This window comes from Pseudomonas sp. PAMC 26793, assembly GCF_000313235.1.
In the GTDB taxonomy this organism is placed as follows: domain Bacteria; phylum Pseudomonadota; class Gammaproteobacteria; order Pseudomonadales; family Pseudomonadaceae; genus Aquipseudomonas; species Aquipseudomonas yamanorum.
Map to the genome: position 1 here is coordinate 147,464 of NZ_AMXG01000045.1, position 26,227 is coordinate 173,690.

The following is a 26,227-nucleotide window of genomic DNA, read 5'->3' on the forward strand; positions in this document are numbered from 1 at the left end:
TTTTCAAGGCTTCGAGCAGTGCTGATGTAATGTTGCGCGAAACTGGTGACAGTTACTGAATGCTGGTAATGACTGCGTGCGCTCGAGGTTGCGTGCACGAAATCTGACGCACCATTGCCAGCGCCCCCCCTTGGCGCTTCCGGTTTTTCATGTTGACCCAAGGGAAAGAGGTAAGGATGGTTAGTTTTTTGCTAATCGCCTTGAATACCTTTTGTGGTGGGTGTAGGTACGGGATAGAGCCAAGACACCTTACTGACTTTCTGGTTTTACGGCCTACGACCCTGGTCCAACGACGATTCAGTTTGATTGCCACAGTGGCATTAGGCTATCTTTGTCACACAAGCATTGCATTTTTGGTTTTTTACTGGAGCAGGGTTTTAAATGGATATTAGTGATGTCATTCAACGTCTTGGTAGCTATATTTCTGAATTTGACAAAAATAAGGACTTAAATATTGCAAGAAAGGCAGCAGAGTCTTTTTGTCGAATACTATTACTTAATTCGGAAATCACAGGCGCCCATGAAAAAGCGGCAGACTCTAATCTAAACACTCTAATTGAATCATTAAACTTTAAAAATGTAAAAATCCCTGAAAATCACCTAAAGCGGATTAAGGATGATCTTCGAACCATTCAAACATTTGGAAACATTGTATCTCACGACAACGATGAAGTCTTGACAACTGACGACTCAGATCGAGTTACTACGGCAATGGACAGCCTAATAAAGTCAGTTTTCGGATCAAAAGATAAATTATACATAGATCAAAAAATACCAAGTGAAATCTATTATAAACTCCACAAATCAGTAATCAGCGATGAAAACTGGCGGTGCGAGAAAATAATATCCATCGTTTATCCCAACCGAAAAATTTTCAAACGAGAGGTCTCAAAAGATTTTGAATTTTACTGTCTCGATGAGGCAGATGGTCGGAAAATTGGAATTCTCTTTCTCGGAAGAAACATCTGGTTCAAACAGGTTTTTGAAACAGTTTTCAAACTTGATGGTTTGGAAAAACTGTCTAGCTTAACCTTCTTATTTCCAGTTGAAATTAGTGAAACAACTGGCACGCCAGTTAGAAACCGCAAAGAAAATATAGAACGCATATCAAAAGAGTTCACAGCTAAATTTTCAAATATGAAGTGCGGCTTCGAGTTTATTGAAGACTATATTTGGGATCGCTGCCTACCGGAAAGTGCTAAGGAAATTACGAACCCTCCGGACGAACCGTATTTCATTGACCAGAAGCTCCACTCTGAAGATTTCAGCTTACTAGGTTTAAACTTCATTCAATCGCTAGTAACAAATAAACTTAGAACCAAAAAGCCCATTTATGTGATATTTGGAGACGGGGGCGCAGGTAAAACTACGTTCTGTGACCAAGCCGTTCAGCTTATAAACAAATATCAAAGTAATGGCCTAAAGAAAAAAGCGATTCTTATTTCATCCTTTGACATTCCAGACGAGTTGCCATCATCCGGCGGCATAGTGGACTCTCTGCAATCACTATATGCCTTGGTTTCAGGAGAGGATGACATCATCGATGCTCACAGCCTCGGGCTAAATGTGAGTTCCGGAAATGTGTTAATTATCATCGATGGGCTGGATGAGATCCAATCGAAACTTAAAGAACGATTCGTGCTCGATAAGTTCATTGACTCTGTGCGAGAGCTGAATGACACATACTTAAATTGCTCTGTTTTAATGGCATCCCGAGAAATCAATCAAAAATCTTTTGAAAGCGACGATGTTCACATTTTCTTTATCAAAGGATTTGATGAACAACTGATAGAGAAGTACCTCGCAAAACGTTTTAAAGGTTTGGATTCGGCACACAGATTTGTATCTCGTGCCCGCGAATACATGGCTGAATTGGGAAGCAGTTCCCAAGTTACTCCGTTAATTCTTCGGCTTGCTTGTGAGTTGGCTGCCGAGGGAGGAGAAAAGCTCAAGCATCAACAAAGCGAATACTTTAAATTCGATCAACCGTTAGATAAAGTTATCTACCAACTCATGGATCGGGAAATCGGAAAACAGTTTTTGGGCATACGAACATGTGATCAATATTTCGAAATACTCCGCGATATTGTTTTCCAGTATGATGGCCGAGTAAAAGAGGATGAATTATTTGATCTCGTCGCGCTTGCACTTGCCGGCACAGGCGTAGACTACGATGAGGGGACAAGTCGAAACTACCATACATCTACACTTCTAGCCAGAGATAAGGGCCACTTCGCCGTCAAATACGACTCACTTGAGTTCTGGGTAAAAGCGCGTTATCTCACCTACCTTATCAATACGAAACATGCAGAAAAAGATTTTAACATCTTAAAAGAATTTGCTCAAAGCTGTTATCGCGGCGGCGTACTTGTCAAGGAAATATGCAAATACAAAGAATCGTCGACAGATTACGAGTCGACAGTTCTCCAAGAATTTAGTAAGTCTATGGATGGTGCGAAAGACCAGATCGTAGGTAGAAAACTGATCTCAGCATTGCTACATATAAATTTTGAGGGTATCGCAAGCGGGAGAACAGAGAATTCCGAAAGAATTCTGGGTCTTTTTGGTGAAAGCATTGGAAATGAAGTTAAAAACTTATCAATTTTCGGTGAATTTTACCCCCTGGACTTTTCTTCATTTAAAGTTCGAGATGGTTATTTCAGCGGTTACTCGGGACTCGGTCGCAGTTCTATCCCTGAGGATGAGGTAGTTTTTCTATCGAGCACATTTATTAATTTCGAAAAGGCTTTTTTTGGAAAAAAACATTTATCCTGGAATAACTTCGACAGCGATTGCGTTCTGTGCGATGAATTAAGAGAGGTGATAGAGGCTACAAGTGAAGACAAAGAAAAACGCAGAGATCATGTAATAAACGACCTTAAGAAAATATTCCGAGTCGGATTCAAAGGTGGCGCCTTTGTCTGGAAATCCGAATCAGTATATAAGCAGCAATGCGCCAGCCTAAAGTTAAATGTGGGACTTAGCTCACTAATCAATTCTCTGGCATCAGAGGGCATTTTACTAAAAGAGCTATCTAAAGCCTCGTCAGGCATCGGCTTTAAACTGGCAAGTGAATTCTCACTTGAAGTCAAAGACTTTCTTACGCAGAGCCTACCAGGGGATCGTCTGGAAAAGCTAATTGCTAAGTGGCTCACCATGTAACTCTTTAAAAATCCATGTTTCAACTGTGGCGGAATGGAGTAAAATCTCAATCAGCCCGCCACGGTTGAAATATGCCCCCTTAACATTAGCTATATAAATATTCAAAAAATTGAAGAGTAATTCCCCTTAGACTTGCGTAAAGTCTCATAGTCGTTTTAGAATCATTTAAAAACTCCTGCGCATTCGTATGCTTGTGATTAGCCAGCTGAGTATTCATCTGCTGCAATAAAACTAGCAACTCACACACTATTTCAAAGATGTTCACGCTCTCAGATCCAGCATGGTTTTTTGAGCAACCAACCGCTGACTGACTGCCGCCACGCTCTCGCGAGCGCCCCGAATCCTTTCTTCCATATCGCCACCCACAATGGTGCTGTGCTTTTGCCCCACCACTAGGTTCAAATCCCGCCCGTTCGCCTGGTGTCTGATCGTCCACCGCCGCCAGGCTCGCGGATCCGCCCGACAACAGCTTTAGCGCGCCCAGCGCCTCGATCTTCTTGATCCCACCCACTGACTCGGTTGAATACTCGTCCACCCTCCTGGTGTGGCTCTGGAAGCTCTCAGTGTTCTGCATCGCCTCCACTTTCCGCTCAATCGCCTTGTCCTGGATCTTGCCGTCCGTTTGGCGCAGCCAGTTGCCGTCGGTGTCGACACGCTGCTGGCACGCCTCGCTGTGCTGCCATACCTGATCGTCCTTCGGCCCCCGGGGCAAGCTCCGGCCGTGGGCAGGATCTGCGTGATGAAGGGTTTGTGCGGCAAGCCATACGCAAAGCTGACCACCACCGTGGTGCCCTCCTCCGGAAAGCCGAACATACCCGCCTCTTGCCCGCCCATCGGCGCCGGCAACGGCAGGCCGGTCAGTATCGGCAGTGCCGGATCCGGCTCGCCATCAGGCAGCAGCACTTCCACGTCGACGCCAAAGCGCGGTCGGAAGTCGTCACGGGGATGATCTTTTGATCGAGTTGAATCCATCCTTAGCCCCCACCTCAAAGATCAATTTCCAGCCTAGGTACCGTCGACATCGCGACAAACTTCGTATGAGCGCTAAAACCGGTCTGTACACATCAAAGGTCAGTGTCCGGGTCTTTCAAGAAGGAGGCGTATTCCGCCATAGTGGCGTAAAGGCTGGAGGCCCTAACACACCCGTAGCCATGGTGCAGCTTGGGGATACGTACAACACCGCTCAAGGGGAACTGTCGAAGTGCTTGGGGGGTTGTCGCGAATAAGGCCAATTGACGTAGAGAGGGGCTACAAGGAGCACTAGAGGAGATGTATTTTACGTAGAATCTTTACGTAGAATCTTAAAATGCGAAAAGCCCCGAGACATTAATCTACGGGGCTTTTCTAAGTATGGCGGAGAGATAGGGATTCGAACCCTAGGTACCGGTGAAGGTACAACGGATTTCGAATCCGTCCCATTCGGCCACTCTGGCATCTCTCCAACGGCGCGCATCATAACAGCCTGTTTCCTGGAAGCAAAGCGCCAAAGCGATTTTTTTCCGTGCTATCAGATGCTTGCGTCGATTACAGCGGTACGCCGAGACGGTTGGCGACTTCTTCGTAAGCTTCGATGACGTCACCGAGGCCCTGACGGAAGCGGTCTTTGTCCATCTTCTTGCGGGTGTCCTTGTCCCACAGGCGGCAGCCGTCCGGGCTGAATTCGTCGCCCAGGACGATGGAGCCGTCGTGGAACACACCGAATTCCAGTTTGAAGTCCACCAGCAGCAGGCCGGCGTCGTCGAACAGTTTGCTCAGGACGTCGTTGACCTTCAGCGACAGTTCTTTCATGCGCGCCAGTTGTTCAGCGGTCCCCCAACCGAATGCCACGACGTGGGATTCGTTGATGAACGGGTCGCCCTTGGCGTCGTCTTTCAGGAAAAGTTCGAAGGTGTAAGGATTGAGCTTGAGGCCCTCTTCCACGCCCAAACGCTTCACCAAGCTACCGGCCGCGTAGTTACGCACGACGCACTCGACCGGAATCATGTCGAGTTTTTTCACCAGGCATTCGTTGTCGCCCAGCAGTTTGTCGAATTGGGTCGGAATGCCGGCCGCTTCGAGTTTCTGCATGATGAAGGCGTTGAACTTGTTGTTCACCATGCCTTTGCGGTCGAGCTGTTCGATGCGCTTGCCGTCGAACGCCGAGGTGTCGTTGCGAAACAGCAGGATCAAGCGGTTGGCGTCGTCGGTCTTGTAAACCGATTTGGCTTTGCCGCGGTAGAGTTCTTCACGTTTTTCCATGATGGGCTCCGCTTGCTAAGTAGGTGGGCTAGGCGATGTGTCGCCAGTCGAGCCCTGAATCTTGATCGGCCAGTTGCAGCCAGTCCGGGTCGCACCCAAGGGTGTCGACAAAACATTGCCGGGCCAGCTGCGGCAGGTTGTTCTTGCTGCTCAGGTGGGCCAGGACCAGGTGTTGCAGGTCTTGCCAGCCCAACTCATACACCAGGTACGCCGCCTGATGGTTGTTCAAATGTCCAAACTGCCCGCCAACCCGCTGCTTGAGAAAGGCCGGGTAGTGACCCCGTGCAAGCAGGTCACGGCAGTGGTTTGACTCGATCATCAATGCGTCGAGGTCGCGATAACCGTCCAGCACCTTGGCGCAGTAGGAACCCAGGTCGGTGAGCAGGCCGAAGCGCCGTTCACCGTCACTGAATACGTATTGCGTCGGTTCCTGGGCATCGTGGGCCACTTCAATCACATCAATGCTCAAGGCACCGATCTGCAATTGCTCACCACCGGCCAGCAAACCTGCGGGTTCGATCGGTTTGCGCATCCCGCGCAAGGTACCGCGACTCAGGTACACCGGAAGATTGTAGCGCCGAGACAGCAAACCCACGCCATGCACGTGGTCGGCATGTTCGTGGGTCACCAGAATCGCGCTCAGCTGCGCGGGGTGAACCCCCAGGCGCAGCAGGCGCCGCTCGGTTTCCCGCAGGGAGAAACCACAATCCACCAGGACGTACGTGTCGTCGTGGGCTACAAGCGTGCCGTTCCCTTGGCTACCGCTGCCGAGAACGGCAAAACGCATCGGATCAGCCCAGGTTGTCCTGAATCACGCCCAACACTTTGCGCGCCACTTCTGCCGGCGCCACGGTGTTGATGTTCTTCTCGACGGTGACTTGCACGCTTTCGCCTACCTTGCTCAAACGAACCTGGTAACGCTCGGCGCGGGTCTCGACTTCTTCCTTGGTCGGCTTGCTGCCGAACAGCTTGCCGAAGAAACCTGGCTCGTCGTCTTTCTTCTCGGCCTTTTCGGCCAAGTTGATGTAGTACAGGCCCAGGCTGCGGTTGATGTCTTCAACGCGCCATTCACCGTGCTCCAGCGCGCGGCCGACACTCGACCAGGCGCGATCCAGGTCTTCACCCAGGTTGAGCACGACGTTACCGCTGCCGTCTTCGCTGAGGCTGACGCGGCTAGGTGTGTCAAAGCTACCGGCAGCGAGCAGGGAGACGGAACCGCCCTTCTCGGAGATACGGCTCATGCTGGCGAGCATTTCGTCGACCAGGGCAGCGTCCACGCCGGTGTTGACCGAACGCGGTGTGAAGTCGACGTTGGCGGTGCTGCCGGCAGGACGCTCGGCGCTCACCACATAGACTTCACTGGTGTTGCGCTGCACGCCTGGCTCGATGCGCACGCGGATGCGGGCTTCGCTGTCATTGGCTACGCCACCGGCCTGCAGGCGCTTGGCCATGGACGCCGACAGTTCGCTGGTGTGCTGCCACGCGGTGGTGAACTCACCGGTCTGCGGGCGTTGTTCGTCAATGCGGAAACCGTTGTCCTGGAAGAACTGCACGGCCACCGGCCAGACTTCGGCAGGTGGGCGCTGGGCCATGACCCAACGGGTGTCGCCGCTCTTCTGCAGGCTGTAGTCGCTGGCCTCGGCCACGGCCGACAGCGGCTGTGGACGCGGCACTTCGTATTCACCCTTGAAGGTGTCGTCGGCCACGTTGCGCGGAATCGGCAGCAACGGGTCAAGGCGCTTGGCGACATTGACGTCCGGCGGCAATTTCATCGGGGCAGTTTGTTGGGCTTCCAGGTAATCGCTACCGCGGTCGCGGAAGTAGCCTTCCGGGCCCCAGATCCAACCGCAGCCACTGGTGCTGGAGATAATCAAGGCAAGTGCGGAAAGTCCGGCCAATCGCTTCATGCGTAGTGCTTCCTCAATTAAACCAGGACGCCGGACTGGCGCAGGGCCTGTCGCAGCGGTTCGTGACAGGCTTCGCTGAGCCAGGTGAGCGGCAGACGGATACCGTCCGGCATCAGGCCCATCTCATGCAGCGCCCATTTCACGGGGATAGGGTTGGATTCGATAAACAGGGTTTTGTTGAGCGGTGCCAGTTGTTCGTGGATCGCCCGGGCCTTGACCGCATCACCGGCAATGGCTGCGGCACACAGCTCGCTCATGGCGCGCGGTGCGACGTTGGCAGTCACCGAGATGTTGCCTTTGCCGCCCAGCAGGATCAGTTCGACGGCAGTGGCGTCGTCACCGGAATACACCAGGAAGTCGCTGCTGACGCCGGCCAGGATGTCCTTGGCGCGTTGCAGGTCACCGGTGGCTTCCTTGATACCAATGATGTTCGGAACGGTGGACAGGCGGATCACGGTCTCGGCCTTCATGTCGCAGGCGGTGCGACCCGGCACGTTGTAGAGGATCTGCGGGATGTCGACCGCTTCGGCAATAGCGCGGAAGTGCAGGTACAGGCCTTCCTGGGTCGGCTTGTTGTAGTACGGGGTCACCAGCAGGCAGGCATCGGCGCCGGCTTTCTTGGCGTTGCGGGTCAATTCGATCGCTTCGCGGGTCGAATTGGCGCCCGTGCCGGCGATGACGGCAATACGCCCTGCAACACGCTTGACCACGAATTCGATCACTTCGATGTGTTCTTCCACATCCAGTGTGGCCGATTCACCTGTGGTGCCGACCGCCACGATGGCGTTGGTGCCCTCTTGCAGGTGGAAGTCCACCAGTTTGCCCAGGCTGTCCCAGTCGAGATTACCTTGTGCATCCATGGGTGTGACCAGTGCCACCATACTGCCCGCAATCATGCAACCGCTCCTGCCGGAAAAAGAGAGCGGTAATGGTACTGGCGCCAAGATGCTTGTACAAGCGAAGTACCGCCTGAGGATGCGTTCTGGATCAACTTAGTTCGCGGCAACGCCATCATTCGGCCAAAGCGGGGTTTGATGAAGCTGATTACGTAATGAAAACGCCACCTCCTAGCCCTTGGCGATGGTTTTCGCTACCCTTGATCCTTTGATTGATACCGCTTTCATCGTATCGACCGCTCATCGCTTTAGGAAGGCTGCATGTCCACCCCCACAGTCCGCGAACAATTCCTTGTCATCAGTGCCCTTGGCGCCAACCCCATGGAGCTGACTAACGTCCTGTGCCGCGCCAGCCATGAAAACCGCTGCGCCGTCGTGACCTCCCGCCTGACCCGCCATGGCGAGTGCAGTGCGCTGGTCCTGCAGATTTCCGGAACCTGGGACGCCTTGGCCCGCCTTGAAACCGGCTTGCCGGGTTTGGCGAAGAAGCATGACTTCACGGTCAACGTGGTGCGCAGCGCCGCCCTGGAGAACCGTCCCCAGGCCCTGCCTTATGTTGCCTATGTCAGTTCGGCCTACCGCTCGGACATCGTCAACGAGCTGTGCCAGTTCTTTATCGACCATAACGTCGAACTGGAAAACCTGACCTGCGACACCTATCAGGCTCCACAGACCGGCGGCACCATGCTCAACGCCACGTTTACCGTGACCTTGCCGGCCGGCGTGCAGATCAGCTGGCTGCGCGACCAGTTCCTGGATTTCGCCGATGCCCTGAACCTCGACGCGCTGATCGAGCCATGGCGCCCACAGAACCCAATGTAAGGAAGTTTTCATGGCAGTAGTCATCGACAAACCGGTAGCCGATTTCGAAGCCCAGGCCACCAGCGGGCAGACCTTCAGCCTTGCCGGGCTCAAGGGCAAGCAAGTGGTGATCTACTTCTACCCCAAAGACAGCACCCCGGGCTGCACCACTGAAGGCCAGGGCTTCCGTGACCAGCACGCAGCGTTCAAGGCAGCCAACACCGAAGTGTTTGGCGTGTCCCGGGACAGCGTGAAGTCCCACGAGAACTTCAAGGCCAAGCAGGAATTCCCCTTTGAGCTGATCAGCGACAAGGACGAAGCCGTTTGCCAGCTGTTTGATGTGATCAAGTTGAAGAAGCTGTATGGCAAGGAATATTTGGGCGTTGATCGCAGCACCTTCCTGATCGACAAGGATGGTGTGCTGCGTCAGGAATGGCGTGGTGTGAAAGTGCCAGGCCATGTGGATGCCGTGCTGGCAGCGGCGCAGGCGCTGAACAAGGCTTGATTCACTTGCTGGCTGAAATAGCTATTGCAGGCAAGCCAGCTCCCACATGTGATCATTGTTCGACAGGACAACTCAGTCAATGTGGGAGCCGGGCTTGCCCGCGATGAGGCCTGCACCGGCACCACAACTATCAGAGTAACGGCGCTACAACAGGCTCCTGCCGAGGCCAGGCATCCAGCACCGCCTTGAACAGTGTCGCCAGGGGGATCGCAAAGAACACCCCCCAGAAGCCCCACAACCCGCCAAACAACAACACCGCACAGATGATCGCCACCGGATGCAGGTTCACCGCCTCGGAGAACAGCAGCGGCACCAGCACATTGCCATCCAGCACCTGGATGATGCCGTACACCGCCATCAGGTAGATGAACTGATCACTCCAGCCCCACTGGAACAGCGCGATCAACATCACCGGCACTGTCACCACCACCGCGCCGACGTATGGCACCACCACTGAAACACCCACCAGCAGCGCCAACAGGGCAGCGTAGTTCAGGCCCAGTGCGACAAAGCCGATGTAGGTGACGCCACCGCAGATAAAGATCTCGATGACCTTGCCACGGATGTAGTTGGCTATCTGCCGGTTCATTTCTTCGGCGACCCGGGTAATCAGCGCGCGCTCACGGGGCAGGTAGCCACGCACCCAACGACCAATCATCTCGCGGTCCTTGAGGAAGAAAAACACCAGGAGCGGCACCAGTACCAGGTAGATCATGATGTTGACCAGCAACGGCAAGCTCGAAAGGGAAAAGGTCAGCGCCCATTGTCCGAACTTTCCGATTTCACCGCGGGCTACTTCAATGGCCTGCAATACCTGCTCGTCCGACACCAGATGCGGATAACGCTCGGGCAACAGCAGCAGCAATGACTGCCACTTGGCGAGCATGCCCGGTAGCTCGTTGAACAAGGTAATCAACTGATGCCACAACAACGGCACCACGATCACGATAAACACCAGCAACAGCCCCATGAACAAGGCAAACACCAGGCCCACTGCCGCCCCGCCCGGCAATCGCAAACGCTCCAGGATGGAGACCAGGCCTTGCATCAGGTACGCCAGCACCATCCCTGCCAATACCGGCGCCAGCATGCCGCCCAAGGTGAGCACGGCCGTAAAGGCAAGAAACAGCAGGACGGCCAGCACCACGGCTTCCTCATCGGAAAAGTAGCGCTGAATCCAGTCACGTAACACTTTGAACATCAATAAACCTCAGGCGATAAGGACAGCATATTCAAGCGATTCAGGCCTTGCGCAACCAGTAACGATAGACGCCCGCTTCGTCTTCTTCATGCAACAGGGTGTGGCCGGCCAACTTGGCAAACGTGCGGAAATCCCGCTGGGAACCCGCGTCCGTGGCGATCACCTTGAGCACCGCGCCGCTGGCCAGCCGATTGAGTTCCAGCTTGGCCTTGAGCAATGGCAGCGGGCAGTTAAGGCCACTGGCATCCAGTTCGGCATCGAAGGCTACAGCGTCAGTCATGGTTTAACTCCGGGTGGGCATCGGGGGCGCTTAGAATATCTGGTCCGAAGCTCAGTGTCCGGCTACAGTAAGCTCTTTGTCGAAAGGCTTTGTGCATGACTTTTTTGCGCCCTACCCTGCTGACGCTGGCTTGCCTGCTGGCCTCTCCAGGCTTCGCTGACGACCTGCCGTCACTTGGCGACGCCAGTTCTGCCATTGTCTCGCCAAAACAGGAATACGATTTGGGCCGGGCATGGCTGGCCTACCTGCGTGGCCAGGTCTCGCAACTCAACGACCCGCAGCTCAAGGACTACGTCGAAACCAGCGTGTACAAACTGGTGGAGACCAGCCAGGTCAATGACCGACGCCTGGAGTTCATTCTGATCAACAGCCCGCAGTTGAACGCCTTTGCCGCGCCTGGCGGCATCGTCGGGGTCAACGGCGGCTTGTTCCTCAATGCCCAGACCGAAGGCGAATATGCCTCGGTACTGGCCCACGAATTGGCTCACTTGTCCCAACGCCACTTCGCCCGAGGCGTGGAAGCGCAGCAGCGCATGCAGATCCCGATGATGGCAGCGCTGCTCGGCGGCATCATCGCCGCCGCCGCGGGTGCAGGTGATGCGGGCATTGCCGCAATTGCCGGCAGCCAGGCCGCCGCCATCCAGGAGCAACGCCGCTTTTCCCGGCAAAACGAGCAAGAGGCTGATCGTATCGGCATTCTCAACCTGGAGAAGGCTGGTTACGACCCGCGCTCCATGCCGACCATGTTCGAGCGCTTGATGCGCCAGTACCGCTTTGACGCCAAGCCACCAGAATTCCTGCTGACTCACCCGGTCACCGAATCGCGGATCGCCGATACCCGCAACCGCGCGGAGCAAGCCAAGCCGGGCGGCATTGAAGACAGCCTGCGCTACCAGCTGATCCGCGCGCGCGTGCAGTTGTATTACGAAGACACTCCAGGCCTGGCAGCCAAGCGCTTCCAGGCTCAGCTGGATGAAAATCCGAAAAATGATGTGGCGCGCTATGGCTTGGCCATCGCCCAGATCAAAGGCGCGCAGTTCAACCTGGCCCGGGAAAACCTCAAGCCGCTGCTGGCCAAGGCACCCAACGACATCACCTATAACCTGGCGCAGATCGAGTTGGACATGACCAACAATCGCCTGCCAGACGCCCAGCAGCGCACGGACCGGATGTTGACGCAATATCCAGGCAACTACCCGCTGAACCAGGTGCGGGTGGACCTGCTGCTCAAGCAGAACCGTACCGCTGACGCGGAAAAAGCCCTGGAAGGCCTGCTTAAATCACGCACAGACGATCCGGATGTCTGGTACCAGGTCGCGGAAACCCGTGGCTTGTCGGGCAATATCATCGGCCTGCACCAGGCCCGCGCCGAGTACTTCGCCCTGGTGGGAGATTTCAAGCAGGCCATCCAGCAACTGGACTTCGCCAAGCGTCGCGCCGGCAGCAACTTCCCGCTCTCATCACGCATCGATGCACGACAGCGTGAACTCATCGACCAGGAACGCATGATCAAAGACATGATGGGCTAAACCTTACAGCCACAAAAAAGCCCCGCTCTCGTACATCGAGAGCGGGGCTTTTTATTGGACTAGCGGATTACTCGGCCAGCTTGAAGGTAATGAAGCTGGCACGACCCTGACGCAGGACGCGCATCGACACCGAGCGGTTCTTCGGCAGCGCCTTGGCGATATCGGTGAACTCTTTGGTGGAGTTGATGGCCTGGTTGTTCAGGTGGGTAATCACATCACCTGGTTGCAGGCCAATCAGGGAGGCAGGGCCGTCCTGCACTTCCTTGATCACTACACCGCTCTTGAGGTCGAAGCTCTTCTTCTGCTCGTCGGTCAACTCGACGACGGCAATGCCCAAGCGGTTACTGCTGCGTTCGGCACCCGGCTTGCTGTTGCCCAACGCATCAAGCGCCGCGCCTTCTTCCGGAATCGCGCCGACGGTCAGCTCAACGTTCTGGCGTTTGCCGTCGCGGATCACTTCCAGCTTGGCCTTGCTGCCGGCCTTGAGTGCGCCCACCAGGTGTGGCAAGTCCGCAGACATGACGATCGGCTGGCCGTTCATGCTCAGGATCACGTCACCCACTTGCAGGCCGCCTTTGGCTGCTGGGCCATCGTCCTGGATCTGCGCGACCAAGGCACCGGCTGGCTTGTCGAGACCGAAGGATTCAGCCAGGTCTTTGTTCACTTCCTGGATCACCACACCCAACCAGCCGCGGCTGACTTTGCCACCGGTTTTCAGCTGGTTGGAAACGTCCATGGCCACGTCGATCGGAATCGCGAACGACACGCCCATGAAACCACCGGAGCGGGTGTAGATCTGCGAATTGATGCCGACCACTTCGCCCGCCAGGTTGAACAGCGGACCGCCGGAGTTGCCCGGGTTGATCGGCACGTCGGTCTGGATGAACGGCACGTAGTTTTCGTTCGGCAGGCTGCGACCGATGGCGCTGACGATGCCTTGGGTCACGGTGTGGTCAAAACCAAACGGCGAACCGATGGCGACGACCCATTGCCCGGCTTTCAGGTCCTGGGATTTACCCAGCTTGAGCACCGGCAGGTCCTTGCCATCGATTTTCAGCAGGGCCACGTCGGAACGTGGGTCTGTGCCTACCAGCTTGGCTTTCAGCTCACTGCGGTCAGCCAGGCGCACCAGAATCTCGTCGGCATCGGCAATCACATGGTTATTAGTGAGGATGTAACCGTCAGGCGAGATGATGAAGCCCGAGCCGAGGGACTGGGCTTCGCGCTGGCCGCCACCACCACGAGGCGTGCGCGGCTGGGGCATGCCACGTTCGAAGAACTCCCGCAGCATCGGCGGCAGGCCTTCCAGGTCAGGCATCTGCTGGTTGGAGACTTTACGGTCCGGCAGCTTCTGCGTAGTACTGATGTTCACCACGGCAGGCGACGCCTGCTCCACCAGTTGGGTGAAATCAGGCAGCTCGGCCGCTTGCGCGGTAACGGCCTGACCCAGCACCAGCACCGTGGCGACTATGGATAGGTAAGACTTCAAACGTGGTATCGACATACAGCTCCCGTTACGACGAGCAGGGTTGAGCGACAGGGTTCAATAAACGCCGAAAAAACTGCGACCGACATTTTTGTTCCGCGAACAAAACAAGGCCAGGGCCGAGAAGCCCTGACCTATAAAAAACATAGGAGATTTTAGCAAGTGAAAAAAATGATCCAGACATTTCATGTCTCTCGGTAGAGGCAGGCATCGACTCTCTCCTGCGCAACATTGAAATATCAGGATGAACATAGGATTAACAACTCACGGCTTGGCGGGCGTGGTGCCGCTGCGTAAAGACAGCGCAATTCGCTCGGCGGTGCCAATCGGGATTTCGCCGACGACGGTCACCATCACCTCGCCTTCCAGGGTATTCAGACGCCGCGATACGGCAACTGTCGGGCCCAACTGGGTGCGCGTCTCGGTCACGGTTGCGCCGTTAAGCGGCTCCAGGAACACCGAAAAACGCGCGAGGCCATCGTCATACATCAAGCTGCTGACAGTGACCTTGGTGTGGGAGTCTTTATGAGCGCTGGTGTTGACTAACTGAAAGCCTGGCGGCAACCAATCGAGGCGCCAATCCTGAGGGATCTCGACCTCCGGGGCCTTGGCGCTGGTCACAGCGACCGGCGTACATTCGCCGCTGGGCAGCAAATCACGATCATCAGGCACCGATGTATTGAGCCGGGTGAACTGGAATCGCTCCAGTAACTGGCCCTGATCATTAAGCAACAATGACTTCAGTGGCAACGCGGTTTCGCGATCCAGATGCAGCTCAAAACCATAGCGGTATTGATCGCGAGGGGTCACTGAGACGATCACCGCATTTCGACCGGCCACGCGCGATTTGCCGATGACGGCAAGGTCGTAGAACGCTTTGAGTTTTTGCGGATCAAGGGTGCGTGTTGTGGCGTTGGGGGAGGCCCCAAGCCCGGCAACCAGCGTGCCGCTCACGCATTGGGTACGGCCATCCACGCGCAGGACTTCCTGGGCAGAACCATCGAGCTGCAGAAGCCGCTCACGGACCTGACCATTCTGGACACGATGCCAGATGTCATGGGTAGAAAAACTACCGTTACGCTCGTAGATGAAGGTGCCTTGAAAGCTTTGTTGCTGCTCTGCCCGCCCAAGACGCGTCAGCCAGTCTTGGGCTTCATCGGCATGGGCGGGGACTACAAACCAGCCACTGAGCAAAAGCGCAAGGAGCGGTATGGCGCGCATAAAGCTCCTTGGCGGACTAGCGGTTTTCCAGGCTTGCAGCACGAGCGTATGGCAGAGCGCTTTCAGTGCCTTTCAAGGCCGATTCCTGTGCGTGTTGGCGCAGGTAGCCAGGAAGACGCTGATCTTGCCAGCCGGATTGCCCTTGAAGTACACCGTTGGCCATAGGCCCGGTGGTATCGGAGCTTTCCTTGTAGCCGGCCAGTACCGCTGGACCCTTGACCTGCGGACCGGCCATGACCGGTTGCTGGGTCTGCTGGGCCAGTTCGGCACCGGCGATTTCGTCCTGGTTGTACAGGCGAACACCTGCCAGAACAGCGACGGTCACCGAAGCAGCAACTGCCAGACGGCCAAGGCTACGCCAAGGACCGCGAGCAGCTTTTGCCGGAACGGCTTCATCAGCCAACGCAGCAGAAACGGCCGCAGCAATATCCAGACGAGGGATTAGAAGATCCTTGTGCATCACCGCCCGAGCGACTTGGTAACGAGACCAGGTATCACGGGTTTCGGCGTCATCAAATGCATTAAGCACTCGACGAAGTTCCAGTTCATCCGCTTCGTTATCCATCACTGCGGACAGCGATTCCTGCAGGGCATCACGACTCATGGCGGTTCCTCTCTTGGCTGTCGCCGCTGTCTCAGTTTTCCTGCAACAACGGCTGCAGGGCTTTATCGATGGCTTCCCGAGCCCGGAAAATCCGGGAACGTACGGTACCCACCGGACATTGCATGACGCTCGCAATGTCTTCGTAACTCAGACCATCGAATTCACGTAAAGTTAACGCGGTACGCAAATCTTCTGGCAGTTGTTGAATAGTGCGATGGACGGTTCCCTCAATCTCGTCGCGCAGCAATGCACGCTCCGGCGACTCGAGATCTTTGAGGCCGTGATCACCATCATAAAATTCAGCATCTTCCGAACTAACATCACTATCTGGCGGGCGGCGACCGCGAGAAACCAGATAGTTCTTCGCCGTGTTAATGGCGATGCGGTAGAGCCACGTGTAAAACGCACTATCACCGCGAAAATTACCGAGTGCACGGTAGGCCTTGATAAAGGCTTCCTGTGCAACGTCCTGCGCTTCATGGGTGTCGTGCACAAACCGCACGATCAACCCGAGAATTTTGTGCTGGTATTTCAGCACTAGCAGATCAAATGCCCGCTTGTCGCCACGTTGAACGCGCTCGACCAGCTGCTGATCCTCTTCCTGGGTTAGCATGAACACTCCTCGTAGTACTTGAAGGAGGCTTGCATAACTAATCGATCAGGCTTGCAAACATAGACTCGGGCTTTTCGCAAAAGTTCTCCCCCTCCAAGCAAGTTTCCGGTACGCACTGATTTGGCACACACGAAAAACGCAGCGCGGGCTATGCCGGCTGCGCGAATAATCTGTCGCCAGTTTCCTGACGCACCTGACACAGGCGCCGATCAGCAAATCCAGCGTGTTCCCAGCTTTCGGGCATCCTGCTATTGAGTCGGGGCTTATGCAAAAAGTTCCCATCCCAATCGCTGTCAGTTTCATGAAAGCCGTGCAGTTCGTTGACCGTAGTCTCACAATGCCACGAATGCCCGGCTATTGTGCCGCTCCCCCCCTCTATATACTAGTGGGCCGTGTGACCCTTTGATTCGCCGATCCAGGCGTCCTGTTTGCGCCCCCTTCGGATCGCTTTTTGCGGAATCCTTCAAATGAGCCAACAGTTTCAACACGATGTCCTGGTGATTGGCAGCGGCGCTGCGGGCTTGAGCCTTGCACTGACCCTGCCGAGCCACCTGCGCATAGCCGTTCTGAGCAAGGGCGACCTGGCCAATGGCTCGACATTCTGGGCCCAAGGCGGTGTCGCCGCAGTGCTGGATGACACCGACACCGTGCAATCCCACGTCGAAGACACCCTGAATGCCGGTGCTGGCCTGTGCAATGAAGAAGCAGTGCGCTTTACCGTCGAGCACAGCCGCGAAGCCATCCAATGGCTGATCGACCAGGGCGTGCCCTTCACCCGGGATGAGCATTCCGGCACCGACGACGGCGGCTTCGAGTTCCACTTGACCCGCGAAGGCGGCCACAGCCATCGACGGATCATCCATGCCGCCGACGCCACCGGCGCCGCAATCTTCAAGACCCTGCTCGACCAAGCGCGGCAACGCCCCAACATCGAACTGCTGGAACAGCGGGTCGCCGTCGACCTGATCACCGAAAAACGCCTGGGCCTGTCGGGCGAACGCTGCCTCGGCGCCTATGTACTCAACCGCGCCAGCGGCGAAGTCGACACCTACGGCGCCCGGTTCACGATTCTCGCCTCGGGCGGCGCAGCAAAGGTTTACCTCTACACCAGCAACCCTGACGGCGCCTGCGGTGATGGCATCGCCATGGCCTGGCGTTCCGGCTGCCGGGTGGCGAACCTGGAATTCAACCAGTTCCACCCCACCTGCCTGTATCACCCGCAAGCCAAGAGTTTCCTGATCACCGAAGCCCTGCGCGGCGAAGGCGCGCACCTGAAACTGCCCAACGGCGAACGCTTCATGCAACGCTTCGACCCACGAGCCGAGCTGGCCCCACGAGACATCGTCGCCAGGGCCATCGACCATGAAATGAAGCGCCTGGGCATCGACTGCGTCTACCTGGACATCAGCCACAAGCCCGAAGCTTTTATCAAGACTCACTTCCCGACGGTCTACGAGCGCTGCCTGGCGTTCAACATCGACATCACCAAAGGCCCGATCCCGGTCGTCCCGGCGGCGCACTACACCTGCGGCGGCGTGATGGTCGACCAGCACGGGCGCACCGACGTGCCTGGCCTGTATGCCATCGGCGAAACCAGCTTCACCGGCTTGCACGGTGCCAACCGCATGGCCAGCAACTCACTGCTGGAATGTTTCGTGTACGCCCGCTCCGCCGCCGCCGACATCCTTGAACAACTGCCGCGCATCCCCGTGCCAGCCGCCCTGCCCCGCTGGGACGCCAGCCAGGTGACCGATTCGGATGAAGACGTGATCATCGCCCACAACTGGGACGAGCTGCGGCGCTTCATGTGGGACTACGTGGGGATCGTGCGCACCAACAAACGACTGGCGCGGGCGCAGCACCGGGTTCGGCTGCTGCTGGATGAGATCGACGAGTTCTACAGCAACTATAAAGTCAGCCGCGACCTGATCGAGCTGCGCAACCTGGCCCAGGTGGCGGAACTGATGATCCGCTCGGCCATGGAACGCAAGGAGAGCCGGGGCCTGCATTACACCCTCGACTACCCGCAAATGCTGCCCGAAGCGCGCGACACTATTCTGGTGCCAACCACCTACGGCGGCTGAACTTCAAGCGCACCCGCAGGCGCCGATGCACATCGGTGGCCTGCGCATCCTGTGGCACACAGACCGAACGCACCCACCAGTCACCCTGCACCCGAAAGCGCAGCACCACGATCAACGGCAACGCCAGGCTGTCGGGGCGCAGTTGCACGCGGTGCCAGCCACGGGCGGCGCTCCACAGCTGCCAGCCATCCTTATCGCGACGCAGGCCACGGATCGACGAACGGTGAGTCAGCAGGAGATGACGCGGCACCACCCAACCGGCATGGGCCAGGCACGACAAGGCGCCAAAGGCTGCAACCCACGGGGATACATCGAGAAACCACAACGCACCCAATGCGAACGCCTGGGCGAAAAGATAAACCGCCAGCAACTGCCCGGAGGCATGCCAGCGGCATTCGAACGTATTACTTGGGCTGGACACGATCCAGAATCATCCGAACCATGCGCTGCAGCTCCGGGTCTTCCGATTCGGCGCGTTCCATGAACCAGCCGAACATGTCCTGATCTTCGCATTCCAGCAGCTTGCGGTAGCAGTCGCGGTCGACGTCGTTGAGGTGCGGATAAACCTCCCTGACGAACGGTACCAGCAACACATCCAGCTCAAGCATGCCGCGGCGGCTGTGCCAGTAGAGGCGATTGAGTTCTACATCTTCGACCATGGAGCGCTCCTCAAATAGAGCGCAAGTATACAGGCCGAAGCTGCCCGGAACAGTCGGCTTTGGTCGGCCATACGGAAACTATCCATTTGCCGGGCGCCCCTCTATGATGCACTCATGACTTTTTAACCTGCGATGACCCATGGCTGACTCTGCTTTCTTCTGCCCCCTGTCCCACGAAGGCGTTCTCGCCGTCCGCGGTTCCGACGCTGCCAAGTTCCTCCAGGGACAACTGACCTGCAACCTCAACTACCTGAGTGACACCCAGGCCAGCCTGGGCGCGCGATGCACCCAAAAGGGGCGCATGCAGTCGAGCTTCCGCATTCTGCTGCAAGGCGATGGCGTGCTGCTGGCCATGGCGACCGAACTGCTGGAGCCGCAACTGGCAGACTTGAAAAAGTACGCTGTGTTCTCCAAATCCAAACTCACCGACGAAAGCACCGCCTGGGTACGCTTCGGTGTGTCGGATGCCGATCAGCTACTGGCCAGCCTAGGCCTCGAGCTACCCGCCGAGACCGACAGCGTGGTGCGCAGCGACGACTTGATCGCCATCCGCGTATCGCCAGGCCGCGCCGAACTCTGGGCCCCCGCCGCCCAGGCTGAAACGCTGCACAGCCAACTCGCCGCGCAATTGAACGAAGGTGAACTGAACCAGTGGCTGCTGGGCCAGATCCGTGCCGGCATCGGCCAGGTCATGCCTCAGACCCGCGAACTGTTCATCCCGCAAATGCTCAACCTGCAAGCCATCGGCGGCGTCAGCTTCAAGAAAGGCTGCTACACCGGCCAGGAAATCGTCGCGCGCATGCAGTACCTGGGCAAACTCAAGCGCCGCCTGTACCGCCTGAGCCTGGCTGCCAGTGAACTGCCGGAGCCAGGCACCCCACTGTTTTCCCCGACTCACAACAGTGCAATTGGCGAGGTGGTCATTGCCGCCCGCGCCGACCAAGGGATTGAACTTCTAGCGGTGCTGCAAGCCGAAGCAGCAGAGAGTGGCGATGTGCATGTAGGCACGCTGGAAGGCCCCGGTCTTCAGTTGCTCGACCTGCCCTACCAACTGGACCGTGATCGCGAGATCCAGCGCTGATCGTCGTACCTTTTTGCAACACCCTAGAGATCATGAATGAACATGCTGGCGGAAAAAGTCCAACAGGCGTTGGTTGTGGCCATCGATAACGATGACCTGGTTCTGCCAACGCTGCCGGAAGTGGCCCTGAAGATTCGTCAGGCCGCCGAAGACCCGGACATCAGTATCAGCCATCTAAGCAAAGTGATCGGCCGCGATACCGCCTTGTCGGCGCGGCTGATCAAAGTGGTCAACAGCCCGCTGTTGCGCGCGACCCAGGAAGTCACAGACCTGCACACCGCCATCACCCGGTTGGGCACCAACTACAGCAGTAACCTGTCGATCGGGCTGGTGATGGAACAGATCTTCCACGCCCGTTCCGACGTGGTCGAACAGAAGATGCGCGATGTGTGGCGACGCAGCCTGGAAGTGGCCGGCGTGAGCTACGTGCTGTGCCGCAACCACAGCCAGTTGAAGCCAGACCAGGCGGCCCTCGGCGGCTTGGTGCACCAGATTGGCGTGCTGCCGATCCTGACCTACGCCGAAGACCATTATGAACTGCTGGCTGACCCTGTCAGCCTCAACCACGTGATTGAAAGCATCCACCCGCTGCTGGGGGACAAACTGCTGCGACGTTGGGACTTCCCGGAAATGCTGGTGAACCTGCCAGGGCAATACCTCGACCTGGAGCGCGACTCCGAGCGCCTGGACTATATCGACCTGGTGCAGGTCGCCGTACTGTATTGCCACCGCAACACCGACCATCCGCTCGCCAGCGTGCCGCTATCGACGCTGCCTGCAATCAAGAAACTGCGCCTCGACCCGCACAGCGACGCCTTGCGCGCCGAGCTGGATGAAGCGCGGTCAATGTTTTACTGATTACCCCGCATTAAAACTGACCCGCACCTTCAACCCCGCCAACTCACCATCATGCAAGCTGATCTGCGCCAGATGTGCCCGGCAGATCTCACCGACAATCGCCAGCCCCAAGCCCGCACCCAAGCCCTGCTGACTGCGCCGATAGAACCGTTCGAATACCCGATCCCGCTCATCCAGCGGGATGCCCGGGCCGTCGTCTTCCACCTCAAGCACCGCCGGCGCCGTCACCCGCAGGATCACGTTGCCACCCGGCGGCGTGTGGGCCAAGGCGTTGTCCACCAGGTTGCTCAACAACTCGTTCAACAAGGTCGGCTCGCCTCGCAGCCACACTGGCTCATCGGCTTCCAGGGCCAGGGCTACGCCACGTGCATGGGCCAGCGGCGCCATGGCCATGCCCAGTTCGCGAGCCAACTGGCTCAAGTCCAGCAACTGGGCCCCGCCTTCGGCAATCGCCCGGGCACCGTTTTCGATGCGAGCCAGCGACAGTAATTGATTGGCCAGGTGAGTCAGGCGATCAGTACCCTGGGCGGCGGTTTCCAGGGTGGTGCGCCAGGTGGCCGGGTCTTCGGCCCGCAGGCCGAGCTCCAGGCGCGCCTTGAGCGCCGCCAGGGGTGTGCGCAGCTCATGGGCGGCATCGGCAATAAACTGTGCCTGGCGCTCGAACTGCCCGCGCAGGCGTTCAGTAAAATGGTTGAGCGCCCGCACCAGCGGGCCCAGCTCATGCTGCACTTCCACCAGCGGCAATGGCCGAAGGTCATCGGGCTGGCGCTCTTCCACGGCCGTGCGCAAACGTTCCAATGGCCGCAGTGCTGCACTCACGGCAAACCACACCAACAGCAACGCGCCGACGGCCAACATCCCCAGGCGCAGCAAGGTATCGGCCATCAGGCTGCGAGCCATGGCAACACGCGCCTCATCGGTTTCGGCCACGCGGATCTCTGCCATGCCGTTCATGTTCGGCTCGGAGACGGCCTTGAGCAGGCTGACCACTCGCACGTTCTGGCCCTGATACTTGGCGTTATAAAAGCGCGCCAGCGCCGGATAGTCATCGGTGCGCGGCGTGCCCGGCGGTGGGCCCGGCAGGTTCTCGTAGCCGGAAATCAACTTCTGGTGAATATCATTGACCTGGTAGTAAATCCGCCCGGCGCTGTCGTAGGCGAACGTATCCAGGGCCACGTACGGCACGTCGGCGCTCAAGGTCCCGTCGCGATGGGACAGGCCGGCCGCAATGGTCCGCGCCGAGGCCAACAGCGTGCGGTCGTAAGCCGTGTCCGCCGCCTCGCGCCCATTCCAGTAGGCACTCAAGCCGCTGGCAATCATCAACACCACCAGCAACAGCGCCAGGTTCCACAGCAGGCGCCAGCGCAGGCTGCTGGGCTTATGCATCGCGGGCTTCCAGCAGGTACCCCAGGCCACGGAAGGTGACGATTGCCACCGGCTGGCCATCGAGTTTCTTGCGCAGGCGGTGCACGTAGATTTCGATGGCGTCGGGGCTGGCCTCTTCATCCAGGCCGAACACCTGGGAGGCCAGTTGCTCCTTGCTCATCACCCGGCCAGGACGCGCGATGAGCGCCTCAAGCACCGCCTGCTCGCGGGAGGTCAGGGTCAGCAGTTCGCCACCCAGGGTGAAGCGCCGCGTATCCAGGTCATAAATCAGCACGCCACACGCCTGCTGCCGCTCACCACCCAGCACGCTACGGCGCAGCAGGGCTTTGACTCGGGCTTCCAGCTCCGTCAGTTCGAACGGCTTGGCCAGGTAGTCATCCGCACCCAGGTTAAGGCCGTGCACCCGGTCTTTCACATCACTGCGTGCAGTCAACATCAGCACCGGCAGATTTTTCCCGCGGGCCCGCAACCGCGCCAAAACCTCGAAACCGTCCATGCGCGGCAGGCCCACATCAAGGATCGCCACCGCGTATTCCTCGCTGCTCAAGGCCAGGTCCGCCGCCACCCCATCGTGCAACACATCGACGGTCAAACCCGTGCTCTTGAGCGCCTGGGCGACACTTTCGGCTAGCTGCAAATGGTCTTCGACCAGAAGGACACGCATGGGTTTTTACCTCGTTCGGGGGTGGTCGGCGCCACGCTTTGCCGGGGAGTTTACAGGCGCCACCTGTGCTGTGAAGCCCGAAAACATTGAAAGGCGGCTGAAAGGTTAGTGAAAGCTTCGCCCTTTAGCATCCAACCACGGTGGGTTTCGCCTGCCGAGCTATTTCACCCATAGCGCCCGAAAAACGCCTCGAAGCGTTTTCGCCAAAATAAGAACAATAAACGGAGTACACCCACGATGCTGCGCACACAGCCGCCTGCTCGTTCTTCTCGTTTCACCCAAACCGCCCTTGCCAGTGCTGCCGCCTTTGCCGGCTTTTCGCCCGTAGGCCAAGCCGCCTTTTTCGAGGACAGCACCGCCACCCTCGAAACCCGCAACATGTACTTCAATCGCGACTTCCGCGATGGCACCAGCGCACAACAATCCAAACGCGACGAGTGGGCGCAGGGCTTCATGCTCAACCTGCAGTCGGGCTACACCGACGGCACCGTCGGCTTTGGCGTGGATGCCCTGGGCATGCTCGGGGTCAAGCTCGACTCCAGCCCCGACCGCACCGGCACCGGCCTGCTGCCCACCCACGATGACGGTCGCGCCGCCAACGAATATTCCAAACTCGGCCTGACCGGCAAAGTGAAGATCTCCGCCACCGAGCTGAAGATCGGCGCGCTAATCCCCGAGTTGCCGATCCTCAAGCCCAACGACGGGCGCATCCTGCCGCAGACGTTTGAAGGCGGCCTGTTGAGTTCCAAGGAGTTCAAGAACCTGGTGTTTACCGGCGGCCGCCTGAACAAGGCCAAAGACCGCGACGACACTAACTACGAAGACATCGGCCTCAATAACAAGAACAGCCGCTTCCTCAGCGGCGCCACCGGCAAGCATTTCGATTTCGGCGGCGTGGACTACAAGTTCGCCGACAAGATCACCGGCAGCTACCACTTTGCCCAACTCGACGACGTGTACCGCCAGCATTTCCTCGGCCTGGTCGCCTCACGTCCGATGGGCCCCGGCACCTTCGGCGCCGACCTGCGCCTGGCCGTCAGTGATGACACCGGGGCCGCCCACGGCGGCAAGATCGACAACACCTCCCTCAACGGCCTCTTCAGCTATGCCCTCAATGGCCATAAGCTCAGCGCCGGCTATCAGCACATGTCTGGCGACAGCGCCTTTCCCTACGTGGACGGTAGCGATCCTTACCTTGTCAACTTCGTGCAGATCAACGACTTTGCCGGCGCCGAAGAACGCTCCTGGCAGGCACGCTACGACTACGACTTCGCCAAGCTGGGGATTCCCGGCCTGAGTTTCATGAGCCGTTACCTGTCGGGTGACAACATCAAGCTCAAGAACGGCGAGACCGGCAAGGAGTGGGAACGCAACAGCGAAATCAAGTACGTGGTGCAAATCGGCACCTTCAAGGACGTGGCCGTGCGCCTGCGTAATGCCACTTACCGTTCCAACTATTCGGCCCGTGATGCGGATGAAGTGCGCCTGCTGGTGAGCTACAGCGTCGCACTCTGGTAACAGCCACCTCATAACAACAATGATGGAGATGAACATGAACCTTTCACTGCGTAAATTTGCCCTGACGGCCAGCTGCATGCTGTTCGCCAGCCAATTGCTGGCCGCCGAGCCCAAGCGCCCGGAATGCATCGCCCCGGCCTCCCCGGGCGGTGGTTTTGACCTGACCTGCAAACTGGCGCAGAGCGCGCTGGTCAACGAGAAGCTGCTGAGCAAGCCGATGCGCGTGACCTACATGCCCGGCGGCGTGGGTGCGGTGGCCTACAACGCCGTCGTGGCGCAGCGTCCGGCAGACGCTGGCACGCTGGTGGCGTGGTCCAGCGGCTCGCTGCTGAACCTGGCCCAGGGCAAGTTTGGCCGCTTCGATGAAAGCGCCGTGCGCTGGCTCGCGGCCGTTGGCACCAGCTACGGTGCTATCGCGGTGAAAAGCGATTCGCCCTATAAAAACCTCGACGACCTTGTTCAAGCGCTGAAGAAAGACCCGAGCAAAGTGGTGATCGGTTCCGGCGGCACTGTCGGCAGCCAGGACTGGATGCAAACCGCACTGATCGCCAAGGCCGCCGGGATCAACCCACGCGACCTGCGTTACGTGGCACTGGAAGGCGGCGGTGAAATCGTCACAGCGTTGATGGGCGGCCACATTCAGGTGGGCAGTACCGACATCTCCGACTCCATGCCGCACATCCAGAGCGGTGACATGCGCCTGCTGGCCGTGTTCTCCGAAGAGCGCCTGGACGAGCCGGAAATGAAGAATATCCCGACCGCCAAGGAGCAGGGCTACAACATCGTCTGGCCAGTCGTACGCGGCTTCTACCTTGGGCCAAAAGTCAGCGACGAAGACTACGCCTGGTGGAAAGCCGCCTTTGACAAACTGCTGGCTTCCGACGAATTCGCCAAGCTGCGCAACCAGCGTGAGCTGTTCCCGTTCGCCATGACCGGCCCGGAACTGGACACCTACGTGAAGAAGCAGGTGGCTGACTACAAAATACTCGCCAAAGAATTCGGCCTGATCCAGTAATCGCCCCCTGTTCGTGCGGCCACGTCCCTGCACATCAGGGCCGTGGCCCAGGAGTTTTTCATGCTCTTACAACGCATTTTCGCTGCCGCGCTGCTGCTGGCCTGTGCTGGCCTGGCGCTGATGGCCTGGCCGTATCAGGCATCGTTTTCCTACGAGCCTGTCGGACCACGCGCCTACCCATTGCTGATGCTCGGGCTGATGAGCCTGGCGCTGATCTACATGCTGTTTCGTCCACAACCCACCAAGCACACCGAAGACGAACCTGCACTGGACCGTCCGACGCTGATCAAGATCGGGATTTGCGTGGTGCTGCTGCTGATATTCGCCGGCACCTTCGAATCCCTGGGTTTCATTCTCAGCAGCATGCTGATCGGTATTCCGATGGCCCGGCTGTATGGCGGCCGCTGGTTGCCTGGTGCGGTGATCATCACCTTGATGAGCGTCGGCCTTTATCTGTTGTTCGATAAAGCCATGGACGTACCGCTCCCCCTCGGCCTGCTCGACGTTCTGGAGAACTGA

At 57.6% G+C, this 26,227-nt stretch carries 24 protein-coding genes, 1 tRNA gene and 1 pseudogene; 10 read left to right on the top strand and 16 right to left on the bottom strand.

The window, feature by feature from the left end; translation table 11 throughout:
- Positions 1-381: 381 nt before the first annotated feature.
- A complete protein-coding gene (locus D109_RS0124735; protein ID WP_026078207.1) occupies positions 382-3,162 on the top strand; it encodes an NACHT domain-containing protein in 2,781 nt (926 codons plus the stop codon).
- 85 nt (positions 3,163-3,247) lie between these two features.
- Here D109_RS0124735 and D109_RS01000000132130 read toward each other — a convergent pair.
- The 6 genes and pseudogenes from D109_RS01000000132130 to dapA form a co-directional block, all read right to left on the bottom strand.
- Positions 3,248-4,101: pseudogene (locus tag D109_RS01000000132130) on the bottom strand (hypothetical protein); the annotation flags it as partial.
- A 412-nt stretch (positions 4,102-4,513) separates the two neighbouring features.
- Positions 4,514-4,603: transfer RNA gene (locus tag D109_RS0124745), tRNA-Ser, on the bottom strand.
- Between the two features lie 83 nt (positions 4,604-4,686).
- Positions 4,687-5,400: a phosphoribosylaminoimidazolesuccinocarboxamide synthase gene (gene purC, locus D109_RS0124750; RefSeq protein WP_003211975.1), complete on the bottom strand. Its 714-nt coding sequence runs from the start codon at positions 5,398-5,400 to the stop codon at positions 4,687-4,689.
- Between the two features lie 28 nt (positions 5,401-5,428).
- Positions 5,429-6,187: an MBL fold metallo-hydrolase gene (locus tag D109_RS0124755; protein ID WP_003211977.1), complete on the bottom strand. Its 759-nt coding sequence runs from the start codon at positions 6,185-6,187 to the stop codon at positions 5,429-5,431.
- A gap of 4 nt (positions 6,188-6,191) precedes the next feature.
- Entirely contained in the window at positions 6,192-7,307 is a 1,116-nt protein-coding gene (gene bamC, locus D109_RS0124760) for an outer membrane protein assembly factor BamC (RefSeq protein ID WP_017479250.1), read from the bottom strand.
- A 17-nt stretch (positions 7,308-7,324) separates the two neighbouring features.
- Positions 7,325-8,203 (bottom strand): 4-hydroxy-tetrahydrodipicolinate synthase, encoded by an 879-nt coding sequence (gene dapA, locus D109_RS0124765; RefSeq protein ID WP_010176584.1) that lies wholly within the window; start codon positions 8,201-8,203, stop codon positions 7,325-7,327.
- Between the two features lie 261 nt (positions 8,204-8,464).
- Here dapA and D109_RS0124770 point away from each other — a divergent pair, with 261 nt between their 5' ends.
- Positions 8,465-9,025, top strand: coding sequence for a glycine cleavage system protein R (locus D109_RS0124770; protein WP_003172487.1), 561 nt, complete (start codon positions 8,465-8,467; stop codon positions 9,023-9,025).
- A 10-nt stretch (positions 9,026-9,035) separates the two neighbouring features.
- Positions 9,036-9,509, top strand: coding sequence for a peroxiredoxin (locus D109_RS0124775; RefSeq protein WP_017479251.1), 474 nt, complete (start codon positions 9,036-9,038; stop codon positions 9,507-9,509).
- 130 nt (positions 9,510-9,639) lie between these two features.
- Here D109_RS0124775 and D109_RS0124780 read toward each other — a convergent pair whose 3' ends face one another.
- Positions 9,640-10,710, bottom strand: a complete 1,071-nt coding sequence (locus D109_RS0124780) for an AI-2E family transporter (protein ID WP_017479252.1) — start codon at positions 10,708-10,710, stop codon at positions 9,640-9,642.
- Between the two features lie 40 nt (positions 10,711-10,750).
- Positions 10,751-10,990, bottom strand: coding sequence for a sulfurtransferase TusA family protein (locus tag D109_RS0124785; protein ID WP_003211989.1), 240 nt, complete (start codon positions 10,988-10,990; stop codon positions 10,751-10,753).
- Between the two features lie 95 nt (positions 10,991-11,085).
- Here D109_RS0124785 and D109_RS0124790 point away from each other — a divergent pair, with 95 nt between their 5' ends.
- Positions 11,086-12,519 (top strand): M48 family metalloprotease, encoded by a 1,434-nt coding sequence (locus tag D109_RS0124790; protein WP_017479253.1) that lies wholly within the window; start codon positions 11,086-11,088, stop codon positions 12,517-12,519.
- A 67-nt stretch (positions 12,520-12,586) separates the two neighbouring features.
- Here the strand turns inward: D109_RS0124790 and D109_RS0124795 are convergent, their stop codons facing one another.
- The 4 genes from D109_RS0124795 to rpoE form a co-directional block, all read right to left on the bottom strand.
- Positions 12,587-14,023 carry a DegQ family serine endoprotease gene (locus D109_RS0124795; RefSeq protein WP_026078208.1) on the bottom strand — a complete coding sequence of 479 codons (1,437 nt, stop codon included), beginning with the start codon at positions 14,021-14,023 and terminating at the stop codon, positions 12,587-12,589.
- A gap of 246 nt (positions 14,024-14,269) precedes the next feature.
- Positions 14,270-15,226 carry a MucB/RseB C-terminal domain-containing protein gene (locus D109_RS0124800; RefSeq protein WP_017479255.1) on the bottom strand — a complete coding sequence of 319 codons (957 nt, stop codon included), beginning with the start codon at positions 15,224-15,226 and terminating at the stop codon, positions 14,270-14,272.
- Between the two features lie 16 nt (positions 15,227-15,242).
- Positions 15,243-15,830 carry a sigma-E factor negative regulatory protein gene (locus tag D109_RS0124805; RefSeq protein ID WP_003172479.1) on the bottom strand — a complete coding sequence of 196 codons (588 nt, stop codon included), beginning with the start codon at positions 15,828-15,830 and terminating at the stop codon, positions 15,243-15,245.
- Between the two features lie 31 nt (positions 15,831-15,861).
- Positions 15,862-16,443, bottom strand: coding sequence for an RNA polymerase sigma factor RpoE (gene rpoE / locus D109_RS0124810; RefSeq protein WP_003172477.1), 582 nt, complete (start codon positions 16,441-16,443; stop codon positions 15,862-15,864).
- Positions 16,444-16,910: 467 nt separating this feature from the next.
- Between rpoE and nadB the strand changes: the two genes are divergently transcribed.
- Positions 16,911-18,527, top strand: a complete 1,617-nt coding sequence (gene nadB / locus D109_RS0124815) for an L-aspartate oxidase (RefSeq protein WP_017479256.1) — start codon at positions 16,911-16,913, stop codon at positions 18,525-18,527.
- Here nadB and D109_RS0124820 read toward each other — a convergent pair.
- Together D109_RS0124820 and D109_RS0124825 are read right to left on the bottom strand one after the other, a co-directional pair.
- Positions 18,496-18,948 (bottom strand): hypothetical protein, encoded by a 453-nt coding sequence (locus tag D109_RS0124820; protein ID WP_017479257.1) that lies wholly within the window; start codon positions 18,946-18,948, stop codon positions 18,496-18,498. The two genes, nadB and D109_RS0124820, sit on opposite strands and share 32 nt — an antisense overlap.
- Positions 18,932-19,186 (bottom strand): succinate dehydrogenase assembly factor 2, encoded by a 255-nt coding sequence (locus D109_RS0124825; RefSeq protein WP_003212000.1) that lies wholly within the window; start codon positions 19,184-19,186, stop codon positions 18,932-18,934. The genes D109_RS0124820 and D109_RS0124825 overlap by 17 nt, the downstream gene beginning before the upstream one ends.
- Before the next feature lie 139 nt (positions 19,187-19,325).
- Between D109_RS0124825 and D109_RS0124830 the strand changes: the two genes are divergently transcribed.
- On the top strand, positions 19,326-20,267 hold the full coding sequence (locus tag D109_RS0124830) for a folate-binding protein YgfZ (protein WP_017479258.1): 942 nt from the start codon (positions 19,326-19,328) through the stop codon (positions 20,265-20,267).
- Between the two features lie 36 nt (positions 20,268-20,303).
- Positions 20,304-21,125 carry an HDOD domain-containing protein gene (locus D109_RS0124835; protein ID WP_017479259.1) on the top strand — a complete coding sequence of 274 codons (822 nt, stop codon included), beginning with the start codon at positions 20,304-20,306 and terminating at the stop codon, positions 21,123-21,125.
- On the opposite strand, the gene D109_RS0124840 is transcribed toward D109_RS0124835, so the two are convergent.
- Together D109_RS0124840 and D109_RS0124845 are read right to left on the bottom strand one after the other, a co-directional pair.
- The gene (locus D109_RS0124840; RefSeq protein WP_017479260.1) at positions 21,126-22,511 is read right to left on the bottom strand and encodes a sensor histidine kinase; all 1,386 of its coding nucleotides are present in this window, start codon (positions 22,509-22,511) and stop codon (positions 21,126-21,128) included.
- Positions 22,504-23,175, bottom strand: coding sequence for a response regulator (locus D109_RS0124845; protein ID WP_003212008.1), 672 nt, complete (start codon positions 23,173-23,175; stop codon positions 22,504-22,506). Before D109_RS0124845 ends, D109_RS0124840 begins: the two co-directional genes overlap by 8 nt.
- 237 nt (positions 23,176-23,412) lie before the next feature.
- Here D109_RS0124845 and D109_RS0124850 point away from each other — a divergent pair, with 237 nt between their 5' ends.
- Genes D109_RS0124850 through D109_RS0124860 form a run of 3 tightly spaced genes read left to right on the top strand, consistent with a single transcriptional unit; the run spans position 23,413 to position 26,227 of the window.
- Positions 23,413-24,693, top strand: coding sequence for an OprD family porin (locus tag D109_RS0124850; protein ID WP_017479261.1), 1,281 nt, complete (start codon positions 23,413-23,415; stop codon positions 24,691-24,693).
- A gap of 28 nt (positions 24,694-24,721) precedes the next feature.
- A complete protein-coding gene (locus D109_RS0124855; RefSeq protein ID WP_177325538.1) occupies positions 24,722-25,708 on the top strand; it encodes a tripartite tricarboxylate transporter substrate binding protein in 987 nt (328 codons plus the stop codon).
- 60 nt (positions 25,709-25,768) lie between these two features.
- Positions 25,769-26,227 (top strand): tripartite tricarboxylate transporter TctB family protein, encoded by a 459-nt coding sequence (locus D109_RS0124860; protein ID WP_017479263.1) that lies wholly within the window; start codon positions 25,769-25,771, stop codon positions 26,225-26,227.

Excerpts from the sequence above, each read along its gene's own strand:
- D109_RS0124840 (WP_017479260.1), bottom strand. The coding sequence starts at position 22,511 with ATGCATAAGCCCAGCAGCCTGCGCTGGCGCCTGCTGTGGAACCTGGCG.
- D109_RS0124860 (WP_017479263.1), top strand. The coding sequence starts at position 25,769 with ATGCTCTTACAACGCATTTTCGCTGCCGCGCTGCTGCTGGCCTGTGCT.
- bamC (WP_017479250.1), bottom strand. The coding sequence starts at position 7,307 with ATGAAGCGATTGGCCGGACTTTCCGCACTTGCCTTGATTATCTCCAGC.
- D109_RS0124790 (WP_017479253.1), top strand. The coding sequence starts at position 11,086 with ATGACTTTTTTGCGCCCTACCCTGCTGACGCTGGCTTGCCTGCTGGCC.
- D109_RS0124805 (WP_003172479.1), bottom strand. The coding sequence starts at position 15,830 with ATGAGTCGTGATGCCCTGCAGGAATCGCTGTCCGCAGTGATGGATAAC.
- D109_RS0124755 (WP_003211977.1), bottom strand. The coding sequence starts at position 6,187 with ATGCGTTTTGCCGTTCTCGGCAGCGGTAGCCAAGGGAACGGCACGCTT.
- D109_RS0124770 (WP_003172487.1), top strand. The coding sequence starts at position 8,465 with ATGTCCACCCCCACAGTCCGCGAACAATTCCTTGTCATCAGTGCCCTT.
- nadB (WP_017479256.1), top strand. The coding sequence starts at position 16,911 with ATGAGCCAACAGTTTCAACACGATGTCCTGGTGATTGGCAGCGGCGCT.
- D109_RS0124780 (WP_017479252.1), bottom strand. The coding sequence starts at position 10,710 with ATGTTCAAAGTGTTACGTGACTGGATTCAGCGCTACTTTTCCGATGAG.
- D109_RS0124800 (WP_017479255.1), bottom strand. The coding sequence starts at position 15,226 with ATGCGCGCCATACCGCTCCTTGCGCTTTTGCTCAGTGGCTGGTTTGTA.
- purC (WP_003211975.1), bottom strand. The coding sequence starts at position 5,400 with ATGGAAAAACGTGAAGAACTCTACCGCGGCAAAGCCAAATCGGTTTAC.
- dapA (WP_010176584.1), bottom strand. The coding sequence starts at position 8,203 with ATGATTGCGGGCAGTATGGTGGCACTGGTCACACCCATGGATGCACAA.
- D109_RS0124850 (WP_017479261.1), top strand. The coding sequence starts at position 23,413 with ATGCTGCGCACACAGCCGCCTGCTCGTTCTTCTCGTTTCACCCAAACC.
- D109_RS0124830 (WP_017479258.1), top strand. The coding sequence starts at position 19,326 with ATGGCTGACTCTGCTTTCTTCTGCCCCCTGTCCCACGAAGGCGTTCTC.
- D109_RS0124785 (WP_003211989.1), bottom strand. The coding sequence starts at position 10,990 with ATGACTGACGCTGTAGCCTTCGATGCCGAACTGGATGCCAGTGGCCTT.
- D109_RS0124855 (WP_177325538.1), top strand. The coding sequence starts at position 24,722 with ATGAACATGAACCTTTCACTGCGTAAATTTGCCCTGACGGCCAGCTGC.
- D109_RS0124845 (WP_003212008.1), bottom strand. The coding sequence starts at position 23,175 with ATGCGTGTCCTTCTGGTCGAAGACCATTTGCAGCTAGCCGAAAGTGTC.
- D109_RS0124835 (WP_017479259.1), top strand. The coding sequence starts at position 20,304 with ATGAACATGCTGGCGGAAAAAGTCCAACAGGCGTTGGTTGTGGCCATC.
- D109_RS0124775 (WP_017479251.1), top strand. The coding sequence starts at position 9,036 with ATGGCAGTAGTCATCGACAAACCGGTAGCCGATTTCGAAGCCCAGGCC.
- D109_RS0124795 (WP_026078208.1), bottom strand. The coding sequence starts at position 14,023 with ATGTCGATACCACGTTTGAAGTCTTACCTATCCATAGTCGCCACGGTG.
- D109_RS0124735 (WP_026078207.1), top strand. The coding sequence starts at position 382 with ATGGATATTAGTGATGTCATTCAACGTCTTGGTAGCTATATTTCTGAA.
- D109_RS0124825 (WP_003212000.1), bottom strand. The coding sequence starts at position 19,186 with ATGGTCGAAGATGTAGAACTCAATCGCCTCTACTGGCACAGCCGCCGC.
- rpoE (WP_003172477.1), bottom strand. The coding sequence starts at position 16,443 with ATGCTAACCCAGGAAGAGGATCAGCAGCTGGTCGAGCGCGTTCAACGT.